The organism is Aquipuribacter nitratireducens (assembly GCF_037860835.1).
Taxonomy (GTDB): Bacteria; Actinomycetota; Actinomycetes; order Actinomycetales; family JBBAYJ01; genus Aquipuribacter; species Aquipuribacter nitratireducens.
Map to the genome: position 1 here is coordinate 130,599 of NZ_JBBEOG010000006.1, position 20,340 is coordinate 150,938.

A 20,340-nucleotide genomic window follows, 5' to 3' on the forward strand; every position below is an offset into this window, starting at 1 on the left:
CCCATGGCCCGCACCGGCTGGGAGACCGTCGCGACGTGGACGGGCGAGGGGCGACCGTTCGTCGTCGTCACCGTCGCGCAGGTACGCGGTCACGCGCCGCGGGGACCCGGCAGCAAGATGTGCGTGCGGTCCGACGCGGAGAGCGGGTCGGCGGAGGTGGCGGGCAGCGTCGGGGGCGGGAGCCTCGAGCGGACCGCCGTCCTCACCGCGACCCGCATGCTCACCGAGGGCGCCCGCGACCCCGTGCTCCACGTCGCCCGGCTCGACCGGGCGACCACCCCGCACGGGGTGCAGTGCTGCGGCGGGGAGGTGACCCTCCTGCTCGAGCCCGTCCGTCCCGCCCGCCCCGTCGTCGCGGTGTTCGGCGCCGGTCACGTCGGCCGGGCGCTCGTCCACGTCCTGGAGCTTCTGCCGCTCGACGTCCGGGTCGCCGACTCCCGCCCCGACGAGCTCGCCCTCGTGGAGACCGGGGACGACCACGTCGCCGACATCGAGTGCGTCCCCGCCCCGGTACCCGAGGCGGTCGCCCGCGAACTGCCCGCCGGGGCGCACGTCTTCGTCATGACCCACGACCACCACGAGGACCTCGCCGTCCTCGACACGTGCCTGCGCCGCGACGACCTCGGCCTCCTCGGGGTCATCGGGAGCGAGTCGAAGTGGCGGACGTTCCGGCACGAGCTGCGTGCCCTCGGCCACGACGACGGCGCCCTCACCCGCGTGACGAGCCCCATCGGCATCCCCGGGGTGCCCGGAAAGAGCCCCGCCGCCATCGCCGTCGCGACCGCCGCCCAGCTGCTCACCGTGCTCGACCTCCCGGAGAGCATGACCTGACCCCCGCCTCCCATGTCTGCGGGTGCCAGACCACGACCAGTTGTCTGCGTTTGTGTCGACATCCGTGCCGGATGTCGACGTTCTTGTCGCAAGGGCGGGCGCAGGTGTCTGCGTTCCTGTCGACATCCGTGCCGGATGTCGACGTTTGTGTCGGGAAGGGTGGGGAGGGGCGGGACGGGAGCGGGCCGGTCAGGGACCGGGGCGCCGACCGAGGCCGACGAGGGCGTCCTCCGTCCCGTACAGGAGCACCTCGTCCCCGGCTCGTAGGTGGGCGTCGCCCGCGGGTGCGCCGTCCCAGCGACCGTCCGCGTGCTCGATGCCGAGCACCGTGACCCCGTCGTCGGTGAGGCCGAGCTCGTCCAGCGGGCGCGAGGCCAGCCGGTCGCCCTCGCCGACCCGCACCCGGGAGATCCGCCAGGGACCGCGCAGGTGCAGCAGGGCCGTGTAGTCGCGGACCTCCAGGTCGGTCCAGCGGCGCAGCACGCGGCGGATGAGGCGCTCGAGGAGACGGTCGACAGGATCGGTCTGCGCCACCCACAGCAGCACGAGCAGCGACCCGAGGAGCACGCCGACCCGCAGGAGCCCGCCGGCGGCGGTGTCGACCCCCGCGAAGCCGAGCACGACCGCCCCGACCGCCGACACCGCGCCGGCGCCGCCGAGCAGCATCAGCACCATGACGATCCGACGGCGGGCCGGGTGCGTCACGACGGCCTCGGCCTCGCCGGTCGTGAAGCCGGTGCCCGTCAGCGCGGAACGGGCCTGGAACCGGGCGGCGTCCGGCGACATGCCGGTGAGGACGAACGCGATGGTCGCGACGCGTGTGATGACGAGGCCGAGCACGGCGACGACGACGACGAGGAGGACGGCAGTCACAGGGGCTCCTTCCGCCGGGGCTGCTCCCCGGTCTCCCTACCGCAGTACCCGCGCCTCCGCGGCGGACGCCGACCCGCCGGCGGCTGCGACCTCGACGACCCCGTCGAGCAGGCCGACGTCGACGAGCCGGGCGAGGTCCGACGTCCGGTGCGTCACCAGCACGACGGTGCGACCGCCGGCGGCCGCGAGGACGTCACGCACGAGCGCGTCGGCGGTGGCGGGGTCGAGCCCGGCGGTCGGCTCGTCGAGCACGAGGACGGGACGGTCGGCGAGCAGCGCGCGGGCGAGCGCGAGGCGCTGCCGCTGCCCCCCGGACACGGCCGCGCCGCGCTCGCCCACCCACGTGCCGAGCCCGTCGGGCAGGCTCTCGACCCAGTCGCCGAGCCGGGCGGCTCGCAGGGCCCCGACCAGCGCCGGGTCGTCGGCGTCCGGCGCCGCGAGGCGCAGGTTCTCCCGCACCGTCGAGGCGAACACGTGCGCGTCCTGGCCGACGAGCCCGAGGAGCGAGCGGACGTCGTCCGCGGCCAGCTCCCGGACGTCGACACCGTCGACCCGGTACCGCCCGCCCGTCGGCTCGAGGAAACGGGCGAGCACCGCGACGAGCGTCGACTTGCCGGCCCCGCTGGCGCCGACGACTGCGAGCCGTCGCCCCGGCGGGAGGTCGAGGTCGACGTCCCGGACCACGTCCCCGCCCCCGGGCCACGCGGCCGACACGGCCTCCAGCCGCAGGTGCGGGACCCGGCCGACGACCAGGGCACGCGGGGCGGGCGGGTCGACGACCGGCACCGGGGTCTCGACGATCTCGAGGAGCCGGGCCCCGGAGCGACGCACCCGCTGCCACGCCGACAGGGCAGGCGGCAGGAGCCCGACGGCCTCGAACGCGGCGAGGGGCACGAGCACGACGACCGCGAGCCACACCCCGCCGAGGTCACCGGCCCGGACGGCAGGCACCCCGACGAGGACCATCGCGACGACCGTCCCGCCCGCCGCGAGCGCGGCCAGCCCGGCGCCGAGCCCGGCGGCCGCGGACTGCCGTCGGGTGAGCCGCACGAGCTCACGGTCCTGGGTCTCGAGCGCGGCGAGGCGGGCCTCGACGGCGCCGGCGACGGCGAGGTCGGGCAGGGCCCGGAGGAGCTCGACGACGTCGCCCGCCAGGCGACCGCGGGCACCGGCGAGCGCGGCGTCGGCGCGGCGGGCCGCCCACGCGGTGGCGAGCGGGACCGCGAGAGCCGCGGCGAGCAGGGCGACGGCGAGCACCGCCCCGGCGCCCGGCAGCACGAGCGCGACGAGAGCGACGGAGAACGCCGACACCGCGGCGGCGGTGAGCGCAGGACCGACGACCCGCAGCGGCAGGTCCTGCATGGTGTCGACGTCGTCGACGAGGCGGGCGAGCAGGTCACCCTGCCGGAACGCGGGCAGCCCGGCGGGCGCGAGGGGCTCGAGCGCCGCGTGGACCCGTACGCGCAGCGCCGCCAGCATCCGGAACGCCGCGTCGTGCGAGCGGAGCCGCTCGAGGTAGCGGAAGGCGGCCCGGGACAGGGCGAGCGCGCGGACCCCGACGACGGCGAACGTGAGGGTGAGCACCGGGGGCTGCTCGGCGGCCCGGGAGATGAGCCACGCCGCGCACGCCATGAGCCCGACGCCGCTGCCGAGCGACAGCACCGCCCACACCACACCGACCGCGGTGCCGCGCGTGTCGACGGGGACGAGGCGGAGCAGGCGCCGGGTCCCGGCGAGCCCGGTCACCGGGCGCTCCCGACGAGGTCGGGGCGCGGGTGCGGCACCTGGACGGAGGCGACCTCGACGACCCGGTCGGCCGCCGCGACGAGCGCCTCGCGGTGGGCGACGACGAGGACGCAGCGCCCGGGCGCGAGCGCCCGGAGGGACGCGACGACGACGGCCTCCGTCGCGGCGTCGAGGTGCGAGGTCGGCTCGTCGAGCAGCAGGACGTCGGCCCCGCCGTCCGGTCCCGCCTCGGCGCGGCAGAACGCGCGAGCGAGACCGATGCGCTGCCGCTGCCCGCCGGAGACGCCCTCGCCGTCCTCGCCGAGCACGCGGGCGGGGTCGAGGTCGGCGGCGCCGGCGAGGGCGAGCGCCCGCCGCACGGCGGCGTCGGAGGCGTCGGGGGCGCCGATGCGGACGTTGTCGGCGACGGTCCCCGCGACGAGCGCGGGCCGCTGCGGCACCCACGCCACCCGGGCGTGCCAGGCGGCCGGGTCGACTGCGGCGAGGTCGGTGCCCCCGAGCAGCACGCGCCCCGCCGTGACCGGCACGAGCCCGAGCACCGCGGCGAGCAGCGACGACTTGCCGCTGCCGCTGGGGCCCGTGAGCGCGACGACCTCCCCGGGCCGCACGGCCAGCGTCGTCGGCGGCACGACGACACCGCGGCCGGCGTGGGCGACCGACACCCCGTCCACGACGAGCGGCGAGCACCCGCGGGCCGCGACGAGCAGGCCCGCCCCGCGCGCGGGCACCGGCTCGTCGAGGACGTCGAGCACGCGCCGACCGGCGGCGGCCCCCTCCGCGGACGCGTGGTAGGCCGCCCCCACCTGCCGGAGCGGGAGGTACGCCTCGGGCGCCAGCAGGAGGACGGTGAGCGCCGCGACGAGGGTGACGTCGCCCGCGTTGAGCCGCAGCCCCACGGAGACCGCGACGAGCGCCACCGAGAGCGTGGCGGCGAGCTCGAGGACGAAGGAGGACAGGAACGACACCCGCAGCACCCGTATCGTGCGCCGGCGGTAGTCCTCGGTCGCGGCCGCGATCCGCACGGCCTGCGCCCGCCCGCGCCCGTAGGCGCGGAGCGTCGCGAGACCGTCGACGACGTCGAGGAAGTGGTGCCCGAGGCGCTCCAGCGCGCGCCACTGCCGCCGCTGTGCGGCCTCCGTCGTGAGGCCGACGAGGGCGAGGAAGAACGGGACGAGCGGCAGGGTGAGGGCGACCGTCAGCGCGCTCAGGGGGTCGACGCGCGCCATCACGAGCAGCACCGCGCCGGGGACGACGAGGGACAGGACGAGCTGGGGCAGGTAGCGGGCGAAGTACCCGTCGAGGGCGTCGACGCCGCGCCCGGCGAGCTGCGCGAGCCCGCCGCTGCCGCGCTCGGGGTCGGTGAGCACCGGGTGCCCCGGGCCCAGCGCGGTGACGTGGCGCAGCAGCCGGGCGCGCAGCTGGGCGCGCACCGCCGCCGCACCGCGCGCCGACACCGCCTCCTGCGCCCACACGAGCAGTGCACGCGCGGCGACGACGCCGACCAGCCCGAGGAGCTCCACGCGCAGGTCGCCGAGCCCGGCCCCGCCGAGGAACGCGCCCGCGAGGACCCGCGCGAGCAGCACCGCCTGGGCGACCACCGCCCCGGCGAGCAGCGTCCCGAGCACGACCGTGCCGAGGAGGAACGGCCGCACCGCCCGCGCCTGCCGGACCAGGCGCGGGTCGAGGGGTGCGCGTCGCGCGCGCCCGGCCGGCTCAGCCACGCTGCTGCGGGACCGCCGTCTCCGGTCGCCGCCGCGCGGGCAGCCCGGCGGCGGCGGGGATGTGGTGGGGGTGGATGCGGCGTCGGAACACGCGGTACGTCCACGCCTGGTACAGCAGGACGACCGGCAGCATGACAACCGTCACCCACGTCATGATCGTGAGCGTGTAGGGGGTGCTCGAGGCGTTGTCGACCGTGAGGCTCCACGCCGGGTCGAGCGTCGACGGGAGCACGGCGGGGAACAGCGCGACGAAGAGCGACGCCACCGCCGCGACGACCGTCACGGCCGTCAGCGCGAACCCGAGCGCCTCCCGGCGGGCCGCCGTCGCGACGAGCGCCCCGACGAGCGCGAGCGCGGCGAGCGCCGCGAGGCCGGCCGTGGCCGCCCCACCGTCGTCCAGCACGGTCCAGCCGAGGAACCCGACCGCGAGCAGCGCCGTCACCGGCCCCAGCCGCAGGGCGACGGCACGTGCCCGCACCCGCACCGGGCCCTCCGTCCGCATCGCGAGGAACACCGCGCCGTGGGTGAGGAACAGGGTGAGGGTGACGAGGCCCCCGAGCAGCGCGTACGGGTTCAGCAGCGTGAGAAGGGGCGACCCGACGTACGTCATGTCGGCGTCGACGGGCACCCCGCGCACGATGTTGGCGAACGCGACCCCCCACAGCAGGGCGGGCAGCAGCGAGCCCGCGACGATCGCGGCGTCCCAGCGAGCACGCCAGCGGGGGTCGTCGACCTTGCCGCGGTACTCGAAGGCGACCCCGCGGGCGATGAGCGCGAGCAGGATGAGCAGCAGGGGCAGGTAGAAGCCGCTGAACAGCGTCGCGTACCAGTCGGGGAAGGCGGCGAACATCGCGGCACCGGCGACGATGAGCCAGGTCTCGTTGGCGTCCCACACCGGCCCGATCGTGTTGATCATGACGCGGCGGTCGTTCTCCGTGCGCCCGACGACGGGCAGGAGCCCGCCGACGCCGAAGTCGAAGCCCTCGAGCAGGAAGTAGCCGACGAACAGCACGGCGACCGCGACGAACCAGATCTCGGGAAGCGACATGTCGTCCTCCTCAGTAGGCGAAGGCGAGGGCGCGCGGCCGGTCGGCCGTCCCGTCGTCGTCGGTGTCGTCGGATCCGTCGGTACCGGTCCGGTCGAGCTGCGGCGGCCCGGCCTTCGCGTAGCGGACGAGCAGCACGGCCTCGACGACCGCGAGCGCGGCGTACACGGCGGTGAAGGCCGCGAGCGAGGTGAGGACCATCCACCCCGGCACCCCCGGGCTCACTCCGTCCTCGGTGAGCTGCAGGCCGAAGACGATCCACGGCTGGCGACCCATCTCGGTGAAGACCCACCCGATGATCGAGCCGAGGAGCGGCAGGGGGAACGCCCACACCGCCACGCGCCACACCCACGGCCGCGACGGCAGCCGGCCGCGTCTGGTGAGCCAGAGCCCGACGGCGGCGAGACCGACGGTGACGAGCCCCAGCCCGATCATGAGCCGGAACGACCAGTACGTGACGGGGACGATCGGTGCGTAGTCACCGGGACCGTACTGCTCCTCGTAGAGCGCCTGGAGGTCGTTGATGCCCTCCACCTCGCCGCCGAGGGTGCCGGTCGCCATGAACGACAGCAGGTGGGGGACGCGGACGCTCCACAGCTCCTCGGAGCCGTCGAGGGTGCCGACGGTGACCAGGGAGAACGACGCGTCCTCCGTCGTGTCGTACAAGGCCTCCGCGGCCGCCATCTTCATCGGCTGGACCTCGGTCATGACCCGCGCGAGCAGGTCCCCGGACACCGCGAGCCCGAGCCCGCCGACGAGTGCGGTCACCATCGCCATCCGCAGCGACGTCCGCATGAGCGGCACCTCGTTGCGACGCGCGAGGTGCCAGGCCGCGACGGCCATGACGAGCGCCGCCGCGACGAGGTAGCACGCGAAGATCGTGTGCGGCCACGTCACGAGGGCGACCGGGTTGGTGAGCACCGCGACGATGTCGGTGAGCTCGGCCCGGCCGCGCTCCTCGTTGACGGTGAAGCCGACGGGGTTCTGCATCCACGCGTTGGCGGCGAGGATGAAGTACGCGCTCAGCGAGGTGCCGATCGCGACCATCCAGATGCTCGCGAGGTGGACCAGGCGCGGCAGCCGGTCCCACCCGAAGATCCACACGCCGAGGAACGTCGCCTCGAGGAAGAAGGCGAGCATCCCCTCCATCGCGAGCGGCGCCCCGAACACGTCGCCGACGAAGCGGGAGTAGTCGCTCCAGTTCATGCCGAACTGGAACTCCTGGACGATGCCCGTCACGACGCCCATGGCGAAGTTGACGAGGAAGAGCTTCCCCCAGAACTTCGTCATGCGGAGGTACGTGTCGTCGCCCGTGCGCACCCACAGCGTCTGCATGACGGCGACGAGGCCCGACAGGCCGATCGTCAGCGGCACGAAGAGGAAGTGGTAGATCGTCGTCGCGCCGAACTGGATCCTCGCGAGCAGCAGCGGATCGAGGTCCACGGGTCCTCCGGTCGGTCTCGGGCGGGATGTCGCCGCCGTCGCCGACAGCACCCAGGGTAGACCCGCTTGTGAACGTGTTCACAAGCGGGTCGCTCGAGACAGACGGTAGGGACGCCGACGCGTCCGCGACCGGGACCTTGGTCCTCCCGGAGACCGCCGGGAGGGTCGGGCTCAGTCCTCCTTGCGGAGCGAGCCCGGCTTGTGGACCGCCTCCCTGCCCGACTTGTCGCTCTTCACGAGGTACTGCGGGTCGTCCTCCGAGGCCCGGACCGTGCGGCCGGCCGCCTCGGTGTCGGAGGTGATCTTCTTCTCGACCTCGCCCTCGGTGCGCGTGCCGTGGGTCTTCCAGCTGACCTCGTCGCCCTTATGGAGGTTCTCGTCCTTCGCCATGCGGGCGTACTACCCGGCGGAACCGCCGCCCACTCCCCGTGCGCCGAGAGCGGACAGGACGCCGGTCGCCGTGGACAGCGGCGCACGGGCCGGGCTTGACTGAGCCGTGCTCGACCAGGCGGCAGTCCTCGCGGCGGGCGAGGGCCCGCCTCCCTTCCTCGTCTCCACCGCGGTGCTCGTCGTGGCCGCCGCGGCCATCGGGTACGTGTCGGTCCGCGCGAAGGTCGTGCCGATCGTCGGGTTCCTCCTCGCCGGCGTGCTCATCGGACCGGAGCAGCTCGGGCTCGTCGCGGAGGTGGAGACGGTCGAGGCGGCCGCCGAGGTCGGCGTCATCTTCCTCCTCTTCATCATCGGCATCGAGTTCTCCCTCGAGCGCCTCGCCGCCCTGCGGACGTGGATCGTCGTCGGCGGCGGCCTGCAGGTCGCGCTCGCCGTCGGCGTCGTGGCGGCGATCTGCCTCGCCCTCGGCGTCGGCTGGCGGGACGCCGTCTTCACCGGCTTCCTCGTGTCCCTGTCGAGCACCGCCATCGTCCTCAAGCTCCTCGGCGACGCCCGCGAGACGACGACGACGCGGGGACGCCTCGCCGTCGCGCTCCTCGTGTTCCAGGACCTCGCGGTCGTCGCGATGGTCCTGCTCGTCCCCCTCCTCGGGGCGGGCGCGGGTGGCGAGGACTCGTCCGGCGGCGACCTCGCACTCGCCCTGCTCACTGCCGTCGGGATCGTCGCGCTGGTCCTCGTCGTCGCGCGGCGGGTCCTGCCCCCGCTGCTCGAGCGGGTCGCGCGCACCTGCTCACCCGAGGTGTTCCTCCTCACGGTGCTCGCCATCTGCTTCGGCACCGCCACCCTCACCGCGCTCGCCGGCGTGTCGGTCTCGCTCGGGGCGTTCCTCGCGGGTCTCGTCGTCAGCGAGTCGCGGCTCAGCTCGCAGGCGCTCGGGGAGATCCTCCCCCTGCAGATCCTCTTCGCCGCCGTCTTCTTCGTCTCCGTGGGGATGCTGCTCGACGTCGGCTTCGTCGTCGCCAACCTGCCGGTGGTGCTCGCGGGCGTCGCCGCGCTCTTCGTCGTCAAGCTGCTCACGACGTGGCTCGCCGTGTCCGTGCTGCGCCGCACGGGGCGCCGCCGCGGGACCGCGCTCGCGGCGGGACCCGCGCTCGGGACGGCTCTGCTGCTCGCGCAGATCGGCGAGTTCTCGTTCGTCCTCGAGACCGCCGGCCGCAGCTCCGGACTGTCACCGGGCGGCCTCGGCGACGACGGCTCGCAGGCCTTCATCGCCGCGAGCGTCCTCCTGCTCCTCGCCACCCCCTTGATGGCGACAGCGGGCCGGCGCCTCGAGGCGCGACTGGAGGCCCGGGACGACGCGCGCCGTCAGGCGGCGGCGACCGCCGCCCGGGGCGACGACCCGCGTCCCAGCGGCCCCGCGGCGGCGGACGGCGACCAGCAGGTCCTCCTGTCGGGATGGGGTCCGGCGACGCGGGCGCTCGCCCGTGAGCTGCGCGGCCGCGGGGTCGACCTCAGCGTCGTCACGCTCAACCCGGACGGCGCGCTCGAGGCCGAGGCGGACGGGCACCGGGTCGTCATGGGCGACTCGACGAAGTCCGCCGTCCTCGAGATGGCGGGGCTCGAGCGCACCCGGCTGCTGGTCGTCGCGGAGGACGAGCACGAGCAGGCCGTCCGCATCGCCGGGGTCGTCGCCGGTCTCGCGCAGTACGACGTGCCGGTGCTCGCACGTCCGCTCGGCGGCACCGACCTCGCGGAGATGGTCGCTGTCGGCGTCCGGACCGTCGTCGACGCCGAGGGGGCGTCACGGCACGCCCTCACCAAGGCGGTCCTCGCGGCACTCGGCGAGGCCGGCGGACCGCTGCCGAGCGTCGTGCTGCCGGCTCCGCTCGACGGCGGCGCTCCGCGCTCCGCCGTCAGCCTGTCGAGCGTCGTCGTCGTCCGGCCGGACCCGCAGGCGCCCGCCTGCACCCACCTGCGCGACGCACGGCCCGTGCTGCCGACGTCGGTCGGGTGCGAGGAGTGCCTGCGGGAGGGCACGTCCTGGGTGCACCTGCGGGTGTGCACCTCGTGCGGTCACGTCGGGTGCTGCGACTCCTCGCCGGGTCAGCACGCCCGGCAGCACGCGGGCGACTTCGCCCACCCCGTCGTGGCGTCCCTGGAACCGGGCGAGTCATGGGCCTACTGCTTCGAGGACCGGATGACGGCCGAGGACGCGGGCGCGGAGGTCACGACCGCCGAGTCACCGGAGCCGACCGGGCAGGCCTGAGCCGGGTCACGGCGCCGGGGCCAGCACCCACAGCACGTCGCACGTCTCGCTCGCCGAGGCGTTGCGCCACGTGTGCGGGGTGCGCCCGGCGAACGTGAGGCAGTCCCCGGCGGCGAGCGCGACCGTCTCGTCCTCGAGCACGACGAGCAGACGCCCGTGCACGACGTAGACGAACTCGACCTGCGTCGGGAGGGCGTAGAGGTCCTTGCCGCCGTGCCCGCCGGCGAGGATGTGCGAGCGGATGACCTGCAGGTCCCGCTGGGTGCCGGGGGTGAGCAGCGTCTCCTCGACCCGCGTCCCCCCGAAGTTGATGGGAGCACCCTCGCCGTGCCGCACGACGGCCGTCGGGGACGGTTCGAAGAGGTCGCCGACCCGCAGCCCGACGACGTCGCACACCGTGATGAGCGACGCGACGGACGGCGAGACGTGGTCGCGCTCGAGCCGGCTGACGAAGGACTTCGTGAGCCCCGCCCGCTCGGCGACGACCTCGAGCGTGAGACCCCGTGCCTGGCGGGCGGCGCGCAGCCGCGGCCCGATGGACACGGCCGCTCGCGAGGGTCGCGCGACCCGGGCGCGCTCCGTCACGACCCGCTCCCCGCACCGACGCGCAGCGACATCGCGACCGCGCGGACAGGAGCGCCGTCGGCGCCGGACAGGCGGACGGGGAAGAGGCACACGAGCGGGTCCACGAGCGCCTCCACCCGGTCGAGGTCCGTGAGGTTCTCCGCGATGATCCCATCGACCGCCGCGACGAGGTGGTGGCAGGGGTAGCCCTCGCCCGGGTGGTCGTCGTCCGGGGTCTCGTCGAGGTTGACCGCGTCGACGCCGATCGTGCGGACCCCGGCGGCGAGGAGCTCCCGGCACGCGGCGGCGTCGAGGAACGGGTGCGCGAACCACGTCGGCGTGCCGTAGTGCCGGGTCCAGCCGGTCCGCAGCAGCACCACGACGCCCGGGCGGAGCCGATCCCGGACAGGTGCGAGGTGCGCCGGCGTGATCCGGCCGCGCGGCGGCATGCCCGTGGCGTCGACGACGACGGGCGGGCCGGCGAAGCGCCGCAGGTCGACCTCGTCGATGCGGGCGCCCGTGTCGTCGAAGTGGTAGGGCGCGTCGACATGGGTCCCGGTCTGCGAGCCGAGCTCGAGCCGGAGGAGGTTGAACCCGTCGCGCGCGACGGTGGAGTGCACGTGGACCCGCGGCCGCGGGTCGCCCGGGTACACGACCGTCGAGTCGTCGACGGGCAGGGACAGGTCGACGATCTCGGTCACTTCCACGACACGACTGTTGCTCAACACGACACCACCGTCCTACCGTCGTCCCAGCAGCGCCAGCCCCTCGACGTGGAGGACCCCGTGGCCACACCCATCGACGACCCCGTGCCCCCGGCGGGCCCCGCCGCCGGTCCCGCCGCCGTGCGCCCGCGCCCCCGCGCGACGGAGGTCGAGCAGTTCAGCGTCGACACCATCCCGGACGCCGACCGCACGTCCGGGCCGTTCGACCTGTTCCGGATCCAGTTCGGCGGCGCCAACACGTTCGCCACGGTCATCCTCGGCACGCTCCCCGTCGCCTTCGGCCTGTCGTTCCGCGACGCCGTCCTCGCCACGCTGCTCGGCGTCGTCGTCGGTGCCGTCATCCTGTCGCCCATGGGCCTGTTCGGCCCGCGCACGGGCACGAACAACGCCGTGTCGTCCGGCGCGCACTTCGGGACGGCCGGCCGCGTCATCGGCTCGTTCCTCTCCCTCCTCACCGCGACGGCGTTCTTCTCCATCAGCGTGTGGGTGAGCGGGGACGCTCTCGTCGGGGCGGCCGGACGCCTGCTCGGGGTGGCGGACTCCGCGCTCCTGCGCGCGGTCCTCTACGGGATCATCGGCGCGCTCGTCGTCGTGGTCGTCGTGTACGGCTACCAGTTCATGCTGCTCGTCAACAAGGTCGTGGTGGTCGGCAACAGCGTCCTGTTCCTCCTCGGCGTCGTCGCCTTCGCCGGTGTCTTCGACGCCGGCTACGCCGGGGGCGAGTACCTGCTCGGCTCGTTCTGGCCGACGTTCGTCCTGTCCGCCCTCATCGTCATGGGGAAACCGATCAGCTTCGGGGCGTTCCTCGGCGACTGGTCCCGCTACATCCCCGCCGCCACGTCGAAGCGCTCCCTGCTCGGCGCGACGCTCCTCGGCCAGCTCGCCACCCTCGTGCCCTTCCTCTTCGGCGTCGCGACGGCGACGCTCGTCGCCGGGGAGGTCGACTACGTCGTCGCGCTCGTCCAGGTGTCGCCGCTGTGGTTCGTCCTCCCGCTCGTCGTCGTCGCGTTCCTCGGCGGCATGAGCACCGGCATCACGAGCCTGTACGGCACCGGCCTCGACTTCTCCTCGGTGTTCCCGCGCTTCACGCGCGTGCAGGCGTCGCTGTTCATCGGCTCGATCGCCTTCGTGTTCATCCTCGTCGGCCGCCTCGTCGTCGACCTGCTCGGCAGCGTCAACGCGTTCATCGGCGCGATCATCGTGTGCACGACGCCGTGGATGGTCATCATGATGATCGGCTTCGCCGTGCGGCGCGGTCACTACCTGCCCCGCGACCTGCAGGTCTTCAACAAGGGTGAGACCGGCGGCGCCTACCGCTTCCACCGCGGCGTCAACTGGCGCCCGGTCGTGGCGTGGGTCGTCGCCGCCGTCCTCGGGCTGCAGTTCGCGTACTTCCCGCCCGTCATCGTCGGGCAGTGGTCGTCGGTGGTGGCCGGCGGCGTCGACGTCTCCCTGCCGGTCGCGATCGTCACGGCCGCGGTGCTCTACCTCGCGGCGCTGGTCGTCTTCCCCGAGCCGCGGTACGTGTTCGGGCCGCGGGGACCGTGGCTCGTGCCGTGCGACGAGCGGGCGACGGAACCGCCCGCGATCCGCCCGCGGGCCGACCGGTCCCGCACGCGCCGCGCGCCGGAGCCGGTGTGACGGGCCGGGACCCCTGGGCGACGCCGCGCGTCGCGGGACCGGGTGGACGCGTCGGCCCCGTCGACGCGAGCCTGTCCCCGCGCTACGGCGGGGCGGCGACCTTCGCCCGCCTGCCGCGCCTCGACGAGATCGGGACGGCGGACGTCGACGTCGCCGTCCTCGGCGCCCCCTTCGACACGGGGGTGTCGTTCCGGCCCGGCGCGCGGTTCGGACCCGGGCACGTCCGGGAGTCCTCGCGCCTGCTGCGCCCCTTCAACCCCGCGCTCGGCACCGAGCCGTTCGCCCGGCAGCAGGTCGTCGACGCCGGTGACCTCGCGATCAACCCCTTCGACATCGACGAGGCCCTCGCCGACGTCGAGACCGGCGCCCGGACGCTGCTGGAGCGGGCGACGCGGCTGGTGACGCTCGGCGGCGACCACACGGTCGCGCTCCCGCTGCTGCGGGCGCTGCACGCGGTCCACGGTCCGGTCGCGGTCCTCCACCTCGACGCGCACCTCGACACGTGGGACACGTACTTCGGCGCCGCCTACACCCACGGCACCCCGTTCCGGCGGGCGTCGGAGGAGGGCCTGCTCGACGCCGAGGCGTGCATGCACCTGGGGGTGCGGGGCCCGCTGTACGGCCCCGCCGACCTCACCGACGACCGCGCACTCGGCTTCACCGCCGTGCCCTGCACCGAGCTCGACGCCGTCGGCGTACCCGGGCTCGTCGAGCGCGTCCGGGCCCGGGTCGGCGACCGGCCGGTGTACGTGTCCCTCGACATCGACGTCCTCGACCCCGCGTTCGCGCCCGGCACCGGCACCCCCGAGGCCGGCGGGATGACGAGCCGGGAGCTGCTCGCCCTGCTCCGCGGGTTCGCGGGGCTGCGGCTGGTCGGCGTCGACGTCGTCGAGGTCGCACCGGCGTACGACCACGCGCAGGTGACGGGGATCGCGGCCGCGCACGCGGTCTACGAGCTGCTGTCGGCGATGGTCGCGGGCTGAGCGCACCGACACACCCGGGCGCCTCCCCGGGTTGTGTCCGGGGTGCAGCGACCCTGGGTGTGTCCCGTCCGCGCTGCCGCTCCCCGCAGCACCCGGCACCCGAGGAGGCCCCCGTGCTCCTGCTCTCCGCCGCCGACGTCCACGACCGCGGCCTCGCCGACGCCCTCGACCGGCTCGCCGACCGCCCCGACCTCCGCGCGGTGTTCGAGGCCGAGCGCGCCGAGGCGCGCCTCGACCGGCGCACGCTGTACTTCGACGCCGCGAGCGGGTGGCGGGTCATCGACCTGTGCGACGTGTGCGGCGCCGACGTCGGCGTGCTCGACGACGCACCGGTGCTGGCGGCGCTGTGCGAGGACTGCGACGCCGAGCAGACGGCGCTCGACCGCGCCGACGCGGCCGGAGAGCTGGCCGCGCTGGACGCGGACGACGACGGGCTCGACGGGCTCGACGGGCTCGGGGTGGAGGACCCCGCGACGAGCACCCTCCCCCGGACCGGCTGAGAGGAGGGAGACCTCCACACGGGCGCCGACGTCGGGGTGGTGGGAGGGTTCGTCCGTGGAGCCCCTGCACCCGTTGACGCGTCGCCTCCGAGAGGTCCACGACGAGCTGCACGGCGAGGCCGGCGGCGAGCTCCGCTCGAGCATCCCCGCCCTGCAGGAGGTGGACCCCGACCGGTTCGGCCTCGCCCTGTGCACCGCCGACGGCCACCTGCACGAGGCCGGCGACGTGACGGACCGCTTCACGATCCAGTCGGTCGTCAAGCCGTTCGTCTACGCACTCGCCCTCACCGACTCGGGTTTCGACGCGGTCCACGACTCGGTCGGGGTCGAGCCGACGGGCGAGGCGTTCAACGCGCTCGTCCTCGAGGACGTCACCGGCCGCCCGCCCAACCCGATGGTGAACGCCGGCGCCATCCTCACGGGGTGCCTCGTCGCCGGGGACGACGCGACGACCCGGAAGCAGCGCATCCGCGACGGGGTGTCGGCGTTCGCCGGCAGGTCGCTCGACGACGACGAGCGCGTGAGCGAGTCCGAGAAGGGCGCCGGGGAGCGCAACCGCGCCCTCGCGTGGCTCATGAAGGCCGAGGGCTCGCTGCCGTACGACGTCGAGGACGCACTCGACGTCTACGTCTTCGCCTGCTCGCTGGAGGTCGACGCCCGCGACCTCGCCGTCATGGGCGCCACGCTGTCCGCCGGCGGGTGGAACCCGGTGACGGGCGAGCAGGTGGTGCCGCCGACCGTCAACCGCACCGTCCTGTCGGTGATGGCGACGTGCGGCATGTACGACGGCGCCGGTCGGTGGTTCGTCGACGTCGGCCTGCCCGCCAAGTCCGGGGTCGCGGGCGGCATCGTCGCCGTGCAGCCGGGCCAGCTCGGCATCGGGGCGTGGAGCCCGCGGCTCGACGAGCACGGCAACAGCGTGCGCGCCGCACGCGCCTGCGCCCTGCTGTCGGAGCGGCTCGGCATGCACGAGCTCCGACCGGAGGGGAAGGGCCTGCGGGTGGTCGCCGCCCACGAGCGGCGCGAGGGCGGGCGCCTCCACGTCGTGCGCCTGCAGGGTCCGCTCACCCTGCGCAACGCCGACGAGGCGTGCCGGGCGGTCGTGGCGGCCGCGCAGGAGCTGGACGACGCGGCCCACCGTCCCGGCGCGGTGGTCGTCGACCTCCGCAGCGTCGGGTGGCTGCACGAGCCCGCGGTGCAGCTGCTGTGCACGACGGTCGACGACGTGCAGGCGGCCGGGCACCTCGTGCGGCTCGTCGACCGCGACCGGGAGGAGTCCCCCGAGTGGGAGGGCTCGACGCCGGAGTCCACCCTGGAGTCGCTGGAGGAGGCGGTGGCGCAGTGCGCGTCCGCCCTGCGCCCCCGGTGAGCGGTGGTGCCGTCGCGCGTCGTGGGGCACGGTGAAGGGGACCCGATCCGACCCGACAGCGTGCAGGGGAAGGCCCAGATGAAGACGGGTGGCGGCGGGGGCGGTCTCGGCGGGCTGCTCGGCGGACGCGGCTGACGCGTCACCCCCGTCGCCGGGACGGCGACCCGGTCACGTGGCCGGAAGGCGCTCCGCGAGCGCGCGCTCGAAGGCCGCGTACGCCGCCTCGCCGAACAGGACGAAGCGGACGTCGACGACGGTGCCCGCCCGGTGCGCGAGCACCGTCCCGACGGCGATGTCGGCCGCGGAGTCGATCGGCCAGCCGTACACGCCCGCGCTCACGGCCGGGAACGCGACGCTGCGGGCAGCGAGCTCCTCCGCGACCGCGAGGCTCGACCGGTAGGCGGCGGCGAGGAGGTGGCTGCGGTCCTCGCGCCGGGAGTGCACGGGCCCGACGGTGTGGACGACCCAGCGCGCCGGCAGCCGTCCCGCCGTCGTCGCCACCGCCTGCCCCGTGGGCAGCCCGTCGGGCAGGGTCGTCGCCCGCAGCTCCCGGCAGGCGGCGAGGACCTCGGGGCCGCCGCGCCGGTGGATCGCGCCGTCGACGCCGCCACCGCCCAGGAGCCGGCTGTTCGCGGCGTTGACGACCGCGTCGACCTCGACGGCCGTGATGTCGCCGAGAACGAGGCGGACGCGCGGGGCGGGCACCTGCGCCTACCGCTCCCCGCGGAGCTCGTCGGGCTCGGTCGTGCGGTGCGCGAGGGCGTCGCGCAGCCGGTCGACCATGCCGGCACCGAGGCCGACCGTCGTGTGGAACAGCCGTGTGTTCGGTGCGCCCGGGTGCGGTCGCGTGGGGGCGACCTCCTTCGTCTTCTCGACCCGCCGCGCCATCGTCCGCAGGTCCTCCGCGGGCACGTGGCGGCGCAGCTCGGGGAACTGCTCGGACTCCTCGTCCGCGACGTGGTCGCGGAGCACCTCCTCGATGCGCGCCACCGTCGTGACGAACTCGACGTCGGCGGGGTCGGCGGCCTCCAGCTGCCGCAGGAGCACCTCGAGCTCCTCGTGCTCCTCGGTGTCGTGCGCGACCTTGGCGTCACCGTCGGGCAGGTGCTCGCGCATCGCGGGGTACACCCACGTCTCCTCGGCGACGGAGTGCCGGACGAGCTCGGCGACGAGGACGTCGGCGAGCTCCTTCTGGTCCTCGGGGCTCTCGCTCGCGCGGATGCGGGCGAGCAGGCCGAGGAACTCCTGGTGGTCGGCGGTGAGGACGTCGACGACGTCCGTGCGGTCGGACGTGGCTGCGGTCGTCATGACGTCCCCCCTACCCGGGCGGCGCGGCCCCCATGCCCGCGCCGGCCCGTGCAGACGCGGGATCCAGGAACGGGGCCGCTCGAAGGTGACGAGCACCCCGTCGACGCCCCCCGGGCCCGATGCGGCCCTCCACGTCGACCGCGGTGATCGCCCTGAGCCGCCATCCCTCGGCCGCCTGCTCGTTGAGCACCTTCTCGAGGCGCCCGCCCGACGTCGTGCCGCCGATGAGCCCCTCGCGGAGCTCCGCGACCGTGTCGCCCGTACCTGACCGGGTCCATGCGGACAGCCTGCCGCGCCGCCCGAGGTCCCGCTCCCTCATGCCGGTCGCGACGTCGCCTGCCAGCATGCGACCGTGACCGACGACCCGGCTGTGCCGCCGCCCGACGGGCGGCTCGTGGGCGGCCGCTACCGGCTCGGCCGACGCCTCGGCCGCGGCGGCATGGGGGCGGTGTGGCAGGCCAGGGACGAGGTCCTCGACCGCGACGTGGCGGTGAAGGAGGTGTCGCCCCCGCCCGGGCTCGCGCAGGACGAGCGGGAACGGCTCCGCGAGCGCACGCTCCGCGAGGCCCGCGCTGCGGCGAGGATCCGATCGACCGCCGCCGTCACGGTCTACGACGTCGTCGAGCACGACGACGAGCCGTGGGTCGTCATGGAGCTGCTGCCCCCGCGCAGCCTCGCCGACGTCCTCCGGGAGGACGGCCCGCTCACCCCCCGGCGGGCGGCGCACGTGGGGCTGCGGCTGCTCGAGGCGCTGGTGGCGGCGCACGGAGCCGGGGTGCTCCACCGCGACGTCAAGCCGTCGAACGTCGTCTTCGACTCCCGCGGCGAGGCCGTGCTCACCGACTTCGGCATCGCCTCGCTCGACGGTGACCCGACCGTCACGACGACCGGCGCCATCATCGGCTCGCCCGGGTACGTGGCACCGGAACGAGCGCACGGCGGTCCGGCGAGCACCGCCTCCGACCTGTGGTCGCTCGGGGTGACGCTCGCGACCGCCGTGCACGGGCGGTCGCCCTTCGAGCGGGAGACACCGCTCGCGACGATGCTCGCCGCGGTCCAGGACCCGCTGCCGGACGCCGTCGCCACCGGCCCGCTCGGGGCCGTGGTGTCCGGTCTGCTCGAGAAGGACCCCGCCGACCGGCTCGACGCGGCTGCGGCACGGCGGCTCCTCGACGAGGTGGCGGCCGCCGGGACGGACGAGACCGCCACCCAGGCTCCGCCGGGACCGGTGGCGCCGGCGCCGCCGCTGACGCCGCCCGACGGCGGTCCCGGTACCCGACCGACGGCCGAGCGCACGCAGGCTCTGCGTCCGGTCGCTGCGGGGGCGGTGCGTGAGGGAACGGCGGGACGTCGCCGGCCGGCAGTGCTGGGCGTCGTCGCCGCGGTGCTCGGTGTGCTGCTCGTGGGGGCTGTCGTGGCGGCTCTCCTCGACCTGCCGGGAGGGTCGTCCGGCGAGGCCGCGCCGGCGCCGAGCGCGACCGCGCCGTCGGCGCGCGCGGAGCCGACGGCCGGGAGCGCCGCGCCCGAGGGGTCCGAGGACCCGGCCCGCGACCCCGACCCGGGCGGCGCGGACGGAGGCGGCACGGACGAGGGCGACCCGGACGGAGGCGACACGGACGCAGGCGACACGGACGAGGACGGCCCGGACGAGGACGGCCCGGACGAGGACGGCACGGCACGGGGTGACGGAGCCGTCCCCGACGGCTTCGAGCGCTACGACAACGGGCGGTACTCCCTCGTCGTGCCGGCCGGGTGGTCGGCGGAGCCGGACGGGGACACGCGGGTCCGGTTCCAGGACCCGGACTCGCGTCGCTACCTCCTCGTGGAGGAGGGCGGCGAGCCGTCCGGCGAGCCGGTCGAGGACTGGCAGGCGCAGGAGCCGGTGGTGGCCGGGCGGCTGGACGGCTACGAGCTGCTCGGCATCGAGGAGGCCGACTTCCGCGGCTTCGAGGCCGCGGACTGGCAGTTCACGTGGGAGCCGGGTGGCGGGACCGTGCGGGTCCTCAACCGGAACGTCGTCGACGAGCGGAGCGACCGCGCCTTCGCCCTGTACTGGCAGGTCCCGGTCGAGCAGTGGGATGACAGTCGCCCGCTCTTCGACGAGGTCGCCCGCTCCTTCCGCCCCGCCCGCTGACGACGCCCGTCCGCACTGCGGGAAGTCAGGTCGTGGAGGGAGTGGCCCGGCTCAGAGCCAGCGCGGCAGGACGGGCAGGGGCGCCCCCGTGGCCGTGGCGAGGCCGGTGGTCGGGCCGCGGCCGCTCACCCACAGCAGGAGCCGGACGGCGCGACCGCGTACGAGGACCGCGTCGGGGGCGTCGGGTCCGAGGGACCAGGCACCGGGCTCGTCGTCGGCCTCCAGCCGGACGGGTGGGCAGGCCTCGGCACGGCCGACCGTGCGGGTGACGTCGCTGAGCAGCTCGTGCAGGAGCCGCGGCGGGCCGCCCGCGAGGGCTGCCTCGGGGCCGCCCGGCGCGTCGAGGTCGGCGGCGTGCAGCCAGACCTCGCGGGTGCGCAGCCACGGCAGCATCGCGGCGCGGACCTCGCGGCCCTGCCCGGCGACGACACGGGCGTCCCACGCCTCGCCCACCAGCCCGTCGAGGGCGTCCTCGAGCACCGCCGCGGTGCCGCGCAGGTCGGCCCGCAGCGCGGCGGGCGACTGCTGCGACGACCGCTCGATGTCGCCGTCCCTGGCCTCGCGGCTGGCGTACATCGGCGTCTCGACACCGGTACGGGCCCACGTCGCGAGCCGGGCGAGGGCCTCGGCGTTCCGCGCGACGTGCGCGACGACGTGGCTGCGGCGCCACCCCGGCAGCAGGCTCGCACCTCCGAGCGCGTCGTCGCCGAGCGCGTCGACGAGGGCGAGGAGCCGCTGCGTGCCGGCCACCTCCCACGCCCGGGTGGTCGCGGGGTCGTGGCGCGGCGCGGCCACCACCG

General features: G+C 75.3%; 19 protein-coding genes. 7 read left to right on the plus strand and 12 right to left on the minus strand.

All coding sequences use genetic code 11. From position 1 onward, the window contains the following. The first annotated feature begins 3 nt into the window (after window positions 1–3). Entirely contained in the window at window positions 4–831 is an 828-nt protein-coding gene (gene xdhC, locus WAB14_RS12770; RefSeq protein ID WP_340270299.1) for a xanthine dehydrogenase accessory protein XdhC, read from the plus strand. Between the two features lie 189 nt (window positions 832–1,020). On the opposite strand, the gene WAB14_RS12775 is transcribed toward xdhC, so the two are convergent. The 6 genes from WAB14_RS12775 to WAB14_RS12800 all read right to left on the minus strand — a co-directional run bounded on the left by WAB14_RS12775 (window position 1,021) and on the right by WAB14_RS12800 (window position 8,050). After that, window positions 1,021–1,704 carry a TrkA C-terminal domain-containing protein gene (locus WAB14_RS12775; protein ID WP_340270301.1) on the minus strand — a complete coding sequence of 228 codons (684 nt, stop codon included), beginning with the start codon at window positions 1,702–1,704 and terminating at the stop codon, window positions 1,021–1,023. 36 nt (window positions 1,705–1,740) lie between these two features. Further along, window positions 1,741–3,450, minus strand: a complete 1,710-nt coding sequence (cydC, locus tag WAB14_RS12780) for a thiol reductant ABC exporter subunit CydC (RefSeq protein ID WP_340270303.1) — start codon at window positions 3,448–3,450, stop codon at window positions 1,741–1,743. Beyond that, window positions 3,447–5,171, minus strand: coding sequence for a thiol reductant ABC exporter subunit CydD (gene cydD / locus WAB14_RS12785; protein WP_340270305.1), 1,725 nt, complete (start codon window positions 5,169–5,171; stop codon window positions 3,447–3,449). Before cydD ends, cydC begins: the two co-directional genes overlap by 4 nt. Continuing rightward, window positions 5,164–6,219 carry a cytochrome d ubiquinol oxidase subunit II gene (cydB, locus tag WAB14_RS12790; protein ID WP_340270307.1) on the minus strand — a complete coding sequence of 352 codons (1,056 nt, stop codon included), beginning with the start codon at window positions 6,217–6,219 and terminating at the stop codon, window positions 5,164–5,166. Before cydB ends, cydD begins: the two co-directional genes overlap by 8 nt. Before the next feature lie 10 nt (window positions 6,220–6,229). Beyond that, window positions 6,230–7,660, minus strand: a complete 1,431-nt coding sequence (locus WAB14_RS12795) for a cytochrome ubiquinol oxidase subunit I (protein ID WP_340270309.1) — start codon at window positions 7,658–7,660, stop codon at window positions 6,230–6,232. Window positions 7,661–7,831: 171 nt separating this feature from the next. Beyond that, window positions 7,832–8,050 carry a hypervirulence associated TUDOR domain-containing protein gene (locus tag WAB14_RS12800; RefSeq protein ID WP_340270310.1) on the minus strand — a complete coding sequence of 73 codons (219 nt, stop codon included), beginning with the start codon at window positions 8,048–8,050 and terminating at the stop codon, window positions 7,832–7,834. Between the two features lie 106 nt (window positions 8,051–8,156). On the opposite strand from WAB14_RS12800, the gene WAB14_RS12805 reads away from it, so the two are divergent. Then, the gene (locus WAB14_RS12805; RefSeq protein WP_340270312.1) at window positions 8,157–10,316 is read left to right on the plus strand and encodes a cation:proton antiporter domain-containing protein; all 2,160 of its coding nucleotides are present in this window, start codon (window positions 8,157–8,159) and stop codon (window positions 10,314–10,316) included. Between the two features lie 6 nt (window positions 10,317–10,322). Here the strand turns inward: WAB14_RS12805 and WAB14_RS12810 are convergent, their stop codons facing one another. Together WAB14_RS12810 and WAB14_RS12815 are read right to left on the minus strand one after the other, a co-directional pair. Continuing rightward, entirely contained in the window at window positions 10,323–10,901 is a 579-nt protein-coding gene (locus tag WAB14_RS12810) for a helix-turn-helix domain-containing protein (RefSeq protein ID WP_340270314.1), read from the minus strand. Then, entirely contained in the window at window positions 10,898–11,587 is a 690-nt protein-coding gene (locus WAB14_RS12815; RefSeq protein WP_340270316.1) for a cyclase family protein, read from the minus strand. Before WAB14_RS12815 ends, WAB14_RS12810 begins: the two co-directional genes overlap by 4 nt. Window positions 11,588–11,665: 78 nt before the next feature. Here WAB14_RS12815 and WAB14_RS12820 point away from each other — a divergent pair, with 78 nt between their 5' ends. From WAB14_RS12820 to glsA, 4 genes are all read left to right on the plus strand, one after another. After that, window positions 11,666–13,246 (plus strand): purine-cytosine permease family protein, encoded by a 1,581-nt coding sequence (locus WAB14_RS12820; protein WP_340270317.1) that lies wholly within the window; start codon window positions 11,666–11,668, stop codon window positions 13,244–13,246. Next, window positions 13,243–14,229, plus strand: a complete 987-nt coding sequence (gene speB / locus WAB14_RS12825; RefSeq protein ID WP_340270318.1) for an agmatinase — start codon at window positions 13,243–13,245, stop codon at window positions 14,227–14,229. Before WAB14_RS12820 ends, speB begins: the two co-directional genes overlap by 4 nt. Window positions 14,230–14,342: 113 nt before the next feature. Next, entirely contained in the window at window positions 14,343–14,729 is a 387-nt protein-coding gene (locus WAB14_RS12830; protein ID WP_340270320.1) for a hypothetical protein, read from the plus strand. 55 nt (window positions 14,730–14,784) lie between these two features. Continuing rightward, entirely contained in the window at window positions 14,785–16,098 is a 1,314-nt protein-coding gene (gene glsA / locus WAB14_RS12835) for a glutaminase A (RefSeq protein ID WP_340270322.1), read from the plus strand. Window positions 16,099–16,266: 168 nt separating this feature from the next. Here glsA and WAB14_RS12840 read toward each other — a convergent pair whose 3' ends face one another. The 3 genes from WAB14_RS12840 to WAB14_RS12850 are packed head-to-tail and all read right to left on the minus strand — an operon-like array spanning window position 16,267 to window position 17,752. Next, window positions 16,267–16,803 carry an O-acetyl-ADP-ribose deacetylase gene (locus WAB14_RS12840; RefSeq protein ID WP_340270324.1) on the minus strand — a complete coding sequence of 179 codons (537 nt, stop codon included), beginning with the start codon at window positions 16,801–16,803 and terminating at the stop codon, window positions 16,267–16,269. Between the two features lie 6 nt (window positions 16,804–16,809). Then, on the minus strand, window positions 16,810–17,406 hold the full coding sequence (locus WAB14_RS12845; RefSeq protein WP_340270326.1) for a hemerythrin domain-containing protein: 597 nt from the start codon (window positions 17,404–17,406) through the stop codon (window positions 16,810–16,812). A 10-nt stretch (window positions 17,407–17,416) separates the two neighbouring features. Continuing rightward, entirely contained in the window at window positions 17,417–17,752 is a 336-nt protein-coding gene (locus WAB14_RS12850) for a DUF4177 domain-containing protein (RefSeq protein WP_340270328.1), read from the minus strand. 6 nt (window positions 17,753–17,758) lie between these two features. Here WAB14_RS12850 and WAB14_RS12855 point away from each other — a divergent pair, with 6 nt between their 5' ends. Beyond that, window positions 17,759–19,540: a serine/threonine-protein kinase gene (locus WAB14_RS12855; RefSeq protein WP_340270330.1), complete on the plus strand. Its 1,782-nt coding sequence runs from the start codon at window positions 17,759–17,761 to the stop codon at window positions 19,538–19,540. A 51-nt stretch (window positions 19,541–19,591) separates the two neighbouring features. Here WAB14_RS12855 and WAB14_RS12860 read toward each other — a convergent pair whose 3' ends face one another. Beyond that, a complete protein-coding gene (locus WAB14_RS12860) occupies window positions 19,592–20,338 on the minus strand; it encodes a maleylpyruvate isomerase family mycothiol-dependent enzyme (RefSeq protein ID WP_340270332.1) in 747 nt (248 codons plus the stop codon). Between the last annotated feature and the right edge of the window lie 2 nt (window positions 20,339–20,340).

Coding starts and splice junctions, on each gene's coding strand:
- WAB14_RS12850 (WP_340270328.1), bottom strand. CDS start 17,752: ATGCTGGCAGGCGACGTCGCGACCGGCATGAGGGAGCGGGACCTCGGG.
- cydB (WP_340270307.1), bottom strand. CDS start 6,219: ATGTCGCTTCCCGAGATCTGGTTCGTCGCGGTCGCCGTGCTGTTCGTC.
- xdhC (WP_340270299.1), top strand. CDS start 4: ATGGCCCGCACCGGCTGGGAGACCGTCGCGACGTGGACGGGCGAGGGG.
- WAB14_RS12800 (WP_340270310.1), bottom strand. CDS start 8,050: ATGGCGAAGGACGAGAACCTCCATAAGGGCGACGAGGTCAGCTGGAAG.
- WAB14_RS12845 (WP_340270326.1), bottom strand. CDS start 17,406: ATGACGACCGCAGCCACGTCCGACCGCACGGACGTCGTCGACGTCCTC.